We start from the raw sequence: 10,687 nt of genomic DNA on the forward strand, positions 1-10,687 counted from the left end.
CATGCTGTTGCATCTGGACACAAGCTGGCTGTTGATGACGGTGGCCAGTGTGGCCGTGTTCGGCTTCTTCTTCGGTTCAGCGCTCGACGCCATCATGCAGGAGGACGGTTTTGGGTCGACCGGCAACACATTGCTGTTCACGCTCGGCTTTTTCGTCGCGGTCATGGCCGCGAACGAACATGGCATCGTCCTGAGAGATCTGAAGCTCGCGGTTGCCTGGGGACTGGGCGGCGCCTTCGCGTTTATCGGCGCGTTGGCGCTGCTCAAGGCGGGGCTGGCCCGGCTTTAGTCAGAGCCCGACCAGCCGCCTGACATCGTCCGGCGACATGCCTGCCTGCCTCAGCGCGGCAAGGCCGGTATCAGCAAAACTCTTCGACAGTTTGCGCCCATCCGGTCCGAGTATGAGACGGTGGTGGAAATACTGCGGCTGGCCGAGGCCGAGCAGTTCCTGCAGCAGGCGCTGGATGCCGGTCGCGGAATAAAGGTCGCGGCCACGCACGACATGGCTGACGCCTTGCAGAGCGTCGTCGACGACGACGGCCAGGTGATAGCTGGTCGGGATGTCGCGGCGCGCCAGAATGACGTCGCCCCAGTCCTGCGGACGCGCCTCGACACGCTGCGTCGCCGAAAGCGTCTCGTTGGTGAATTCGCGCCAGGACAAATCCGTGCCGACGCGCGCCAGCGCTGCATCAATGTCGAGGCGCCAGGCGAAGGGCGCATTTTCGGCGATGCGGCGTTTGCGTTCGCTGACCGGCAGCGCCTTGTCGGCGGCGGGATAAAGCGGCACGCCGTCCGGGTCGCGCGGCCAGTCGCGGCCGCGTTTTTCACTGTCGGCGATGAAGGCCCTGATCTCGCCACGGCTCATGAAGGCAGGGTAGACGAGGTCTTCGCGGACCAGCCGGTCGAGCACGGCCTGGTAGTCGGTGAAATGCTCGGCCTGGCGCCGCACCGGCCGCTCCCATTCGAGGCCTAGCCATTCGAGGTCGCGAAAGATGCCGGCCTCGAATTCAGGCGTGCAGCGGATCGTGTCGATGTCCTCGATGCGCAGCAGCAGGCGGCCGCCGGCCGCACGCGCCAGTTGCTGGTTGAGCAGTGCCGAATAGGCATGGCCGAGATGCAGTTCGCCATTCGGGCTCGGCGCGAAGCGGAATGTCAGGAGCGTCATCTCACAAGCGGCAATCGGGTTGTGCAGCGGTTTTGCCAATTGCTACCGTGCGGTCGGTTCAGGAACAAGAAACATGCAACGCATCGCGACACTGGACGATATTGCGCGCGGGCTGGATGCGCTTTGCGCAATCGATCCGCGCCTGGAAAAGGTGCGCGGCATGGCCGGAGAGGTGCCGCTGCGGCTGTCGGAGCCCGGCTTTCGAAGCCTGGCCTCCATTATCGTTTCGCAACAAGTATCCCGTGCGAGCGCCGATGCGATTTTCGGCCGGCTGGTGAAACTGGTCGATCCGCTGACGCCGCAGGCGATCCTTGCCGCCGGCGAGGACATGTTTCGCGAGGCCGGGCTGTCGCGGCCGAAGCAGCGCGGTCTGATCGCGGTTGCGCAGGCCGTGGTTGAGGGGCTCGACCTGCATCACCTCTGTTCGCTCGACGCCGAAGAGGCGATCGCGGCTATGATCGCGGTGCCGGGCATCGGCCCGTGGACGGCGGAAGTCTATCTCCTGTTTGCCGCCGGCCACCCCGATATTTTCCCCGCGCGCGACGTCGCGCTGCAGAGCGCGGTCGGCCACGCGCTCGGTATCGAGCCGCGTCCGCCGGAGAAAACGCTGATCGCCCTGGCCGAATCATGGAGCCCGTGGCGAGGTGTCGCATCGCGGCTTTTCTGGTCCTATTATCGCGAAACCAGGGGCCGGGACGCGGCACCTCCGGCCTGAAACCGCAAAAAAGCATGAAAACCCTGCATTTTTGCCGCGTTTGGCTGATGACAATCCGCTTCACATCCCTGTCATGTCGGGCTTACAGTATCCACGCCGATCGGTTCTAGAACGAGGAGGTCAACAAGGTGACGGTTGCCGTATCTCCGGATGGGCTTCCTGCGCTGGTGCTGAATGCGGATTACCGTCCGCTCAGCTATTACCCCTTGTCGCTCTGGTCCTGGCAGGATGCCATCAAGGCGGTGTTCCTCGACCGGGTCAACATCGTCGCCGAATACGAGCATGCGGTGTCTTCGCCGACCTTTTCGATGAAGCTGCCCAGCGTCGTCAGCCTGAAGGCCTATGTGAAGCCGTCGAGGCACCCGGCATTCACCCGCTTCAACGTGTTCCTGCGCGACCGCTTCCAGTGCCAGTATTGCGGCACGCCCGAGGATCTGACCTTCGACCACGTCATCCCGCGCCATCGCGGCGGGGCGACGACGTGGGAGAATGTCGTGGCCGCCTGTTCACCCTGCAATCTGAGGAAGGGCGGCATGATGCCGGCGCACGCCAAGATGTGGCCGCTGCAGAAGCCCTACCAGCCGACCGTGCACGACCTGCACAACAATGGCCGGCTGTTCCCGCCCAACCATCTGCATGAAAGCTGGATGGATTATCTCTACTGGGATGTGGAGTTGGAGCCGTAGGGATTGGCCCGATCGGCCTTGCCAGGGCAATCGCCGATGTCAGGTGCTGCCCCTCATCCGGCTGCCGCCACCTTCTCCCCGTATAGTGACGGGGAGAAGGGAATTGGCTGCAAATTTGGCGCCCTTCTTTCAGCGTTCGGGATTGGCGAAACCATTGATGACTGCGTCTTTCTCCCCGTCACTATACGGGGAGAAATGCCCGGCAGGGCAACGAGGGGCGGTGCCAACATTTAGAGACTGGCCGCATGGCGCGACCTCGCACTTGATTAATCGCGGGCCAGCGCGCCGCGAAAGGCGACGGCGGCGAGGATGAAGCTGGCGATGGCGTTCCAGCCGGCCAGCGACAGGCCGAGGATACGAAGGGCTGCCTTGTCGCAGGATGGCGGCACGAATTTGTCGAGCGCGTCGAGCACGCCCTTGCCGCCGGTGTCGACCGGGCCGGCGCCGGCCGTGCAATCGGCCGGGCCCTGCCACCAGGCCCATTCGACGCCCGAATGATAGACGCCGAGATAGAGCCCATAGAGCATCAGCAGGCCGCCGACGGCAAGCAGGCCGCGCGTCAGCCATGCGGGCGCGCTAAGCATCGAGGTAATCACCGCCAGCAGCATCAGCGGGGCGCCGATATAATAGGGCGTGCGCTGCTCCAGGCACAGATGGCAGGGGATGTAGCCGCCTATGTGCTGGAAGGCGAGCGCGGAGCCGACCGTGGCGGCCATGGCCACGGCGAGAAACAAAGCGGTGCGCGTCCGCTGGCGTCCGGTATCGGCTGTCATCGTGGCTGTCATGTTTCGTCCGTTGAATTCGCCGTCCGCCGGCATAGTCCTGACCCACCGCCCGCCTTGGACGGTCAGAAGGCGTATTTGACGACGATATAGAGCAAAATCAGGGCGGCGGCGCCGGCGCCGACGATCAATCCCAAACGCTTCTCGATGAATTCCTTGATCTCTTCGCCATAGCGGCGCAGCAGCCAGGCAAGAAGCAGGAAACGAGCGCCACGCGCCAGGATGGCGGAGACGATGAAGACGACAAGATTGACGTGGAGGGCGCCTGCCAGAATGGTGACCACCTTGATCGGCGGCAAGTGGGCGGCACCCGATGTGACAAGCAGCACCAGCATCAGCCCGGTGCCGGCCGACTGCCACCTCTCGAACGCGTCAAGGCCGCCAAAGTGCTCCAGCATCGGCCGTGCTATCGTGTCGTAGGCATAGTAACCGATCAGCCAGCCGGCAATGCCGCCCAGCACCGACGCGACAGTGGCGGTCAGCGCATAGCGATAGGCGCGTTCGGGCCGCGCCAACGCCATGGGCAGGTACAAGACGTCGGCAGGTATGAAAAACACCGAGCTTTCGACGAAGGCGATGAAGGCCAGCCACCATTCGGCGGATTTGCGGGCCGCCAGCGACAAGGTCCAGTCGTAAAGTCCGCGAAGCATCGGCTCTCCTGGATGCAAGTTGCCCAGACGCAACGCGCTTTGATACGCGTCTGTCTAGAAAGGTTTTCCGCGCCGCACAATGGCAGGAGCTTCACGAAACAGAAAGGCGGGCTTTTGCCGCAAGCAGGGCACGGCGGCGCATTTGGCCAGTTGACGAACAGGCCTCCAACCGTATAGTCCGCGCCCATCCAGGCCTTTGGGCCTGAGCCCCTATGGCGGAATTGGTAGACGCGCTCGACTCAAAATCGAGTTCCGCAAGGAGTGCTGGTTCGATTCCGGCTAGGGGCACCATTTTTGATCTCACGCCAGTTCGCTTCGCTCATGGGCTCCGATGGGGCGGCCTGACCGGCCGACGGGCGGTCGCCCTTGCGAACCCTCCGGGTTCGAACAGTGCCTCGAACACAGAGCCAACCGCGGCTGCTGAGGATGACAGCGATAGCGCCAATCAGCGGCGGCCGGTAGCCCCGCACTACGTGCTCTCAGGCCGCCGCACGGTGTTCTTCACGGGCAGCTTCCCACACTTCGCGGGCCGCGTCGGCGTTCATGACCGCGATCCCCAATCCCACCGCCAAATCGGGCCACGCGGAATGCCAGAGCAAGGCCGTGACCAACCCTGCGGCAATAATGGCGATGTTGGCCAAGGCGTCGTTGCGGGCCGACAGGAAGGCCGCCTTTGTGAGGCTGCCGCCACGATGCCGGTGCGCGGCCAGCATGTAGGCGCAGGACAGGTTGACGGCGAGAGCGCCAAGTCCCGCCAAGGTCAAGGCGATGGGCTGCGGCGGCACCGGCACGTTGAACTTCTCCCAAGCCGTCCAGAGCGTTGCCAGACCCGGCATGAGAAGGATGAGCGCCAATGCCATCCCCACCCGCGCACGGGAGCGCACAGACCACCCAAGTGCGAGCAGGATAAGGAGGTTCACGGAAGCATCTTCAAGAAAGTCGATGCTGTCGGCGAACAGGGACACTGATCCAATGGCGAGCGCCACAGCGAACTCGATCCCGAAATAGGCAAGATTGAGAAGCGCGACGATGAGGACGATGCGGCGAAGGTTCATCTTCTGGCAGTATCCGAAACCAGTGTGTGGAGCTACAGCTTCGCGGTTTCCAAGGAAAGCCCCTGCTCGTTCCGGGTCCCGGCCGATGGGCGGTTGCCCTTGCGACCTTTTGCGTTCGAGCCGCGCCTCGAACACGGACTTAGCGCATATTCCCCGTATGCCCTTGCGAATACCGCCCCGGCTGTGGCCACACCGTCAGGCCGTGCGGCTCTGAGCCAACCCGAAACTTGGTCACCGCGCCTGATGTCGTGTCGATCATGTAGGCGGCACTGTCGAAGCGGCCGGACAGCCATAGTTGTTTGCCGTCGGCGCTGACGTTGCCCATGTCGGGGCTGCCGCCGCCGGGGATCGGCCATTGCGTGACGACCGCGCGGGTAGCGAAGTCGATCACCGTCACGCTGCCCGGTCCCTTTGCCTGGCCCTGCTCCATCTTGTGCGAGCCCCGGTTCGAGACATAGAGCCGCTTGCCGTCGCGGCTGACGACGAAGCCATGGGCGCCGATGCCGGTCGGGATGAAGCCGATTTCCTTGAAACTGTCGCCATCGACGAGGAACACGCCGTCATTCATCATGTCGGCGACGTAAAAAACCTTGCCGTCGGGCGAGAGGCGGATGTCCTGCGGCATGCCCATTTTCGAGAAGTCGAGATGGCCAAGCACCTTCTGGTTCTTCAGGTCGATCTTTGCCAATCCGCCATTGCCGTATTCGCAGGTGAAGATCGCGTAGGCCCCGTCGACCGAGAATTCGGCGTGGTTGATGCCGGGGCAAGTGGGCGTCGGCAGGCTCGACATTAGCGCCATGGTGTGAGGATCGCGGAAATCGAGCCGCTCCAGGGCTTCGTCGACGACGATGGCCGCGCCCGGCATGAAATACAAATTGTAGGGATCGTCCACGGCGATCTGCGGGCCGGGCTTGCCGGTCATCGGGTCGATCGGCGTCAGGCTGCCGTTCTTGCCGGTGCCATTGTTGGCGACCCAGAGCGTCTTCAGGTCCCAGGACGGCACGACGTGCTGCGGTTTGCTGCCGACCGGGAACCTGTCGACTTCCTTGAGTGTCATGGTGTCGATCACCGTGACGCTGTTGGAGGAGCGGTTCGGCACATAGACGCGCGGCAGTGCACCCAGCGTGGCCGGGCTGAGATGGCTGGCGGCGGTGTGGCTGTAGATGTTGATGGACGGCGCGGGCTCGCTGCAATCCTCGGGACAGCTATCGGCCCAGGCGCGGACAGGCAGCAGCGCAAGCAGCAAAAAGGCCGCACGGGGACCGGCGTGACGCAAAAAGGTTCTGATCATCAGGATGGCTTGTCGTGAAGGCCGGCCGAAATTGCCGCCGGAGCCATAGCTGGTGTCTTGCCGTTGATCCAGTGGCTACCGCCGTCCCAGCAAACTCTTCACGCGATTGCGCAGCAGGCGGGCCATGTTGCGGGTTTCGCGGTAGAGATGCAGCTGCGAGGCGGCCTGGCGGGCGAGGCGGTCGGCATCCGGCGTCAGCCCGATCACCAGCGAGCCCATCGGCTTGCGCTCGCTCCACAGCCGGCTCATCACCGGGTGGTCGGGCACGGCGCAGGAATCGGTCATCATGATGTTGGGGTCGTCGAGATGCTGCCTGGTCACCTCGATCATCAGCAGCGTGCCCGGCGAATAGGTCGCCAGCGTCTCGTCATAGGCGGTCTTCCAGGTGTAGGCGACGCCGGCCTCGACGAAGACGACCAGGCAGGCGATCGTGCGGCCGTCCAGCGTCAGCGAATGGATGCGGCACATGTCGTGCTCGGCCAGCCGGTGCACGGCTTCGCGGGCAAAGGCGGCGCGGTAGCGGTCGATGGCCATGGCGGTGCGCTCGCGGCCCTTCCAGCCGGCCGCCTCTAGCGTCAGGAAACTTTCGATGGCGTGGCGGATTTCGTCCGGTCCCCGCGCCACGACATGTTCCAGCCTGCCGAGATCCCCTAGGCGCCGCTTCAGGCGGCGGAATTCGCGGTAGTGGTGCGCGCGCAGCGATGCCTTCAGATAGGCCTCGCCGTCGAGCGTGCTTTCGAGCACCGGCCGGTCCGCCTTGCCGGTGGTGACCATTGTCAGGCCGCGCGTCTCGGCAACGGTGGCCAGCACGCTGGCCAATGGGCCGTCGAGGCGCATGTCGGGCAGCACGAAGACCTTCGGCAGCTTGAGATGCGGCCGCGACAGCATGCCGAAGAAATCCTCGACGACGCCGATCGGGTCGTCGTGGTCGACCAGCGGTGTGCCGATCGGGCCGAACGGGCTCGACCAGGTGCGCATCACCGGAACGCCGAGCGGCACGGCCGGCCTTTCGACCGAGAACGGCACCAGCAGGCGCAGCCGGTTGCGGTATTCGTCGCCGTCGCGGATCACCGCCAGCTTGACCTCGCGATCTTCCAGCCGGGGCATGGCCGGCGCCAGAAAGCGCGGGTTGAAGAAGACGTTGGGCTCGATCGTGCGGGTGCACAGATAGTCGAGTTCCTCGACCAGTTCGAAGCCGGCCGAAGCCGGATAGATCGCCAGCTTGCGCAGCGGCCGGTTGTTGGCGAGGATCTCGAGATGCGCCGGATCGGCGTCGCGCGCCAGGCCGGCAAGGCCCGACACCATGGCGCCGGCCGGACCGCCGCTGGTTTCCTCGATCAGCGGGATGGCGGCCATCAGGCGGCTCCCTCGGCAGCGGGCACGAAGATCAGCATGACGATGCCGAGCTTGCGCCAGACGGTGAAGGACAGGGCGCTGGCCTCGAAGACCATGGCGAGGCTGGTGGCGATCGCCGCCCCCCACAGGCCAAAGAGCGGGATCAGCACCACGTTGAGGCCGATGTTGAAGGCCAGCGTCATGGCATAGACGGCGGCGCAGATGTTCTGGTTGCCGCTCATCGTCAACAGGCTTTCGCAAGGGCCGACGGCGGCGCGCGCCACGACGCCGAACACCAGCAGGAACAGCAGCGGATAGCCGTCGGTGAATTCGGGCCCGAACAGCACCAGCATCGGTTCGCCGAGCGCCAGCACCAGCAGCGCCATCAGCAGCGACGGCCAGAACGTCCACGACACGGTCTCGCGGGCGAAGGCGGCGAGCTTTTCCGGTTCGCCATGGGTGAACTGCGCATAACGCTGGGCGACGCCGGCCTTGACGGAGAAATAAACGAAATGCACCAGCGCCAGCGTTTTGACGGTGGCGAAATAGACGGCGACGTCATTGGGCTGGAGATAGGCGCCGACCATCAGCACGTCGGCGTTGGTGAGCAGGAAGAAGAAGCTCTCGACCAGGAAGATCGGCAGCGAGACGATGAACCACTCGGCGAAATGCACCTTCATCGGCCCGGCCGGGATATTCCTGCCCATGCGTGTGGTCACGCCGATGAGCTGGCCGAGCGTGGTGGCGTAGGTGGCGGCGATCGAGGCGAAGATCGCGGTCCTGGCGTCGGGCGCATAGCCCATTGCCAGCATCAGCGCCATCAGCGCCAGGATCAGCACCGGCCGCACCAGATAGGTCGGCGACAACGCAAACAACGCCCAGGAATTGGCGCGTGACTGGCCTTGCAGCAGATCGCCCATGGCGATCATCGGCAGGCAGAACAGGCCGAGGATGAAGGGCATCACATAGTAGCTCTCGATCCAGTTCGCGCAAAGCCAGACGCCCAGTGCGCCAAGTCCGGCGATCGCGGTCGAGGCAATCAGCACGAACAGGCGGCTGGCGACCACGATGCCGCGCAGCTCGGCCATCATGTTGCGTTCGCGGTATTCGGGGATGAAGCGGATGACCGAGGTGTGGAAGCCGAGGCAGGCGAGGTTGCCGACGATGACCATCGTCACCCAGACGAGGACGAAGATGCCGTATTCGAACGAGCCCATCCAGCGCGCCATCAGCACCTGGCTGATGAAGGCGATGACGGCGCTGACGATGCGGATGGCAAAGGCGATCAGCGACATGCGCCCGGCTTCGCCGCGCTCGTCGGCGGTGAACAGCACCGCATCGATGCGGCCAAGCAGAGGCCCCATGCGCAGCGCCAAGCGCTGCGGCAAGAACCGCCCGGCCGTCGTCGCCGCGGAAAAGCGCACCCCGATGTCTCTCCGTTTTCCGCCTGTTTCCAAGCTTTCGATGTATCCGAAACACCTTAAGAAAGGGTGGGCAGGTGCGGGTGCGCCGAGGGGCCAAGGACGGCCGCGTGTGCAAGGTGCGTCATCGTATGCCGGGGCATAATAAAAGGCGAGCGAACGCCGGGGAAGACTGGGGAGCCGGTCGGCGTTTCGCTCGCCCCTCCCCCGCCAAGGGGGATGGCCAGGCACCGGATGTCCGGTGCCCGAGGTGTCACATGTGAGGCGTTACATCCCCTTCATGGCGTCGCACGACACGTTCGGGTTCATGTCGGCAAAGGCGCCCGTCGGGTTCTGTTTCCATGCCCAGACGTGCAGTTCGTAGAACGGGCCGAGGCCGTAGCGATTGGGGGCGCTGTTGAAGTTGAACAGCTGGCCTTCGAGCGAGGCCGGGCCCTTCGAGGTGATGTATTCGACCGCTATCAGCTTCAGGCTGCCGTCGGCCGTCGGCTCGTACATCACCGCTTCGGGCTTGGCGACATCGACGGCATCGTCCTTGAGATAGGCGCCGTTGACATAGTGGATGCCCATGGCGCCGCCGGTGATGCCGCTGGCGCAAGGGATGGGGGCATAGCCTTCGGCAGTGGCGGCTGCCACATTTTCGAAGCGGCTGTTGGCGGCGCGCACCTTTTCGGCCAGCGGATTGGCGTCGTGCGCCTGGGCGGCCGCACCCGCCGCGATCGAGATGGCGGCGAAAGCCGCGAAGCGTGTCGTCCAAAGAGTTATGGTCATGGTCTTCCGTCCGTTTGTTGACGCTTAAGGCGACGGCGGCCGATCAGGCTGCCCGAAACGCTGCGGCGTTGGTTTAGGATTTGGTTTGTCCGTCCCGGTTCATGCGATGCGGCTTCCGTTGCCGGGCTTTGGCCGCAGCCCTTAAAAACCGTGCAAAATCAACGATCCCAAAAATAGTATTGCCAATACTCATGCGGGATCTCTCGCTCCGAGAGCCCGATGTCGCGCCTCAGATAGTCGCCTTCCGGCGGCAGGCGCCGCCTTTCAGACAGATACGCAGGCAGCTTCGACGCGAACCGCCATAGACGGCCGAGCACGGAGGTTGGCCGGCCGGTCTTTCCCAGGACAGGCCCGATTCCACCGAGCGGCAGGCCATCAGGCAGTTCGCCATGGCCGCGAAGGACAGTTTGATGCTCATCATCGTGGCGACCGAACGCAGGATCAGAGGTAAAAGTAAGGGTCAAGAACCCGCACCTCCGTGATCTTGTCGACCGGCAGCGAGTTTTTCTGAGCGGTGCTGCGGATCGCTTCGGGCGTCGGCGCGTCGTAGATGCAGAAGCTGTGCTTCTTGTCGGGCGTGACGAAGGACTGGATCCAGGTGACGCCCTTTTCGGCATTGCGCATGACGACGCCGCCCACCGCGCTGGCGCCGATGTCGGTCATCGGAATGTTGAGGCCGTCCGGAAATGTGCGTTCAATCAGGTAGCGAGGCATGGAAGGTTTCCTTTTCCATTGGTTCACGCTCGATCGGAGCGCTGCTGGACGTTGACCACGCCGGCCCGGCCCGCGCATCGGAACGATTCCCCATATTTGGCG

At 64.1% G+C, this 10,687-nt stretch carries 13 protein-coding genes and 1 tRNA gene; 4 read left to right on the plus strand and 10 right to left on the minus strand.

Features of this window, described 5'->3' with window-relative positions; all coding sequences use genetic code 11:
- Position 1: 1 nt before the first annotated feature.
- A complete protein-coding gene (locus ACYG9R_RS14860; RefSeq protein WP_023701414.1) occupies positions 2-289 on the plus strand; it encodes a hypothetical protein in 288 nt (95 codons plus the stop codon).
- Here ACYG9R_RS14860 and gluQRS read toward each other — a convergent pair whose 3' ends face one another.
- A complete protein-coding gene (gene gluQRS / locus ACYG9R_RS14865) occupies positions 290-1,165 on the minus strand; it encodes a tRNA glutamyl-Q(34) synthetase GluQRS (RefSeq protein WP_023824688.1) in 876 nt (291 codons plus the stop codon).
- 73 nt (positions 1,166-1,238) lie between these two features.
- On the opposite strand from gluQRS, the gene ACYG9R_RS14870 reads away from it, so the two are divergent.
- Positions 1,239-1,880 carry a DNA-3-methyladenine glycosylase family protein gene (locus tag ACYG9R_RS14870; RefSeq protein WP_023685318.1) on the plus strand — a complete coding sequence of 214 codons (642 nt, stop codon included), beginning with the start codon at positions 1,239-1,241 and terminating at the stop codon, positions 1,878-1,880.
- Between the two features lie 128 nt (positions 1,881-2,008).
- Entirely contained in the window at positions 2,009-2,566 is a 558-nt protein-coding gene (locus tag ACYG9R_RS14875) for an HNH endonuclease (RefSeq protein WP_008874122.1), read from the plus strand.
- A gap of 266 nt (positions 2,567-2,832) precedes the next feature.
- On the opposite strand, the gene ACYG9R_RS14880 is transcribed toward ACYG9R_RS14875, so the two are convergent.
- Together ACYG9R_RS14880 and ACYG9R_RS14885 are read right to left on the minus strand one after the other, a co-directional pair.
- Positions 2,833-3,351: a disulfide bond formation protein B gene (locus ACYG9R_RS14880; protein WP_023685317.1), complete on the minus strand. Its 519-nt coding sequence runs from the start codon at positions 3,349-3,351 to the stop codon at positions 2,833-2,835.
- A gap of 62 nt (positions 3,352-3,413) precedes the next feature.
- The gene (locus ACYG9R_RS14885) at positions 3,414-3,998 is read right to left on the minus strand and encodes a YqaA family protein (protein WP_023685316.1); all 585 of its coding nucleotides are present in this window, start codon (positions 3,996-3,998) and stop codon (positions 3,414-3,416) included.
- A gap of 206 nt (positions 3,999-4,204) precedes the next feature.
- On the opposite strand from ACYG9R_RS14885, the gene ACYG9R_RS14890 reads away from it, so the two are divergent.
- Positions 4,205-4,289, plus strand: a tRNA-Leu gene (locus ACYG9R_RS14890).
- A gap of 188 nt (positions 4,290-4,477) precedes the next feature.
- Here ACYG9R_RS14890 and ACYG9R_RS14895 read toward each other — a convergent pair.
- The 7 genes from ACYG9R_RS14895 to ACYG9R_RS14925 all read right to left on the minus strand — a co-directional run bounded on the left by ACYG9R_RS14895 (position 4,478) and on the right by ACYG9R_RS14925 (position 10,585).
- Positions 4,478-5,053 (minus strand): cation transporter, encoded by a 576-nt coding sequence (locus ACYG9R_RS14895; RefSeq protein ID WP_023673757.1) that lies wholly within the window; start codon positions 5,051-5,053, stop codon positions 4,478-4,480.
- A 139-nt stretch (positions 5,054-5,192) separates the two neighbouring features.
- Positions 5,193-6,344, minus strand: a complete 1,152-nt coding sequence (locus ACYG9R_RS14900) for a YncE family protein (RefSeq protein ID WP_023694009.1) — start codon at positions 6,342-6,344, stop codon at positions 5,193-5,195.
- Positions 6,345-6,419: 75 nt separating this feature from the next.
- The gene (locus tag ACYG9R_RS14905; protein ID WP_023698693.1) at positions 6,420-7,700 is read right to left on the minus strand and encodes a GNAT family N-acetyltransferase; all 1,281 of its coding nucleotides are present in this window, start codon (positions 7,698-7,700) and stop codon (positions 6,420-6,422) included.
- Positions 7,700-9,103, minus strand: coding sequence for a lipopolysaccharide biosynthesis protein (locus ACYG9R_RS14910; protein ID WP_023824687.1), 1,404 nt, complete (start codon positions 9,101-9,103; stop codon positions 7,700-7,702). The genes ACYG9R_RS14905 and ACYG9R_RS14910 overlap by 1 nt, the downstream gene beginning before the upstream one ends.
- A gap of 264 nt (positions 9,104-9,367) precedes the next feature.
- On the minus strand, positions 9,368-9,871 hold the full coding sequence (locus ACYG9R_RS14915; RefSeq protein WP_023694007.1) for a hypothetical protein: 504 nt from the start codon (positions 9,869-9,871) through the stop codon (positions 9,368-9,370).
- A gap of 158 nt (positions 9,872-10,029) precedes the next feature.
- The gene (locus tag ACYG9R_RS14920; RefSeq protein ID WP_081725564.1) at positions 10,030-10,335 is read right to left on the minus strand and encodes a hypothetical protein; all 306 of its coding nucleotides are present in this window, start codon (positions 10,333-10,335) and stop codon (positions 10,030-10,032) included.
- The gene (locus ACYG9R_RS14925) at positions 10,313-10,585 is read right to left on the minus strand and encodes a DUF4242 domain-containing protein (protein ID WP_023673765.1); all 273 of its coding nucleotides are present in this window, start codon (positions 10,583-10,585) and stop codon (positions 10,313-10,315) included. Before ACYG9R_RS14925 ends, ACYG9R_RS14920 begins: the two co-directional genes overlap by 23 nt.
- Positions 10,586-10,687 lie beyond the last annotated feature (102 nt).

It is taken from the genome of Mesorhizobium sp. RSR565B, from assembly GCF_054719465.1.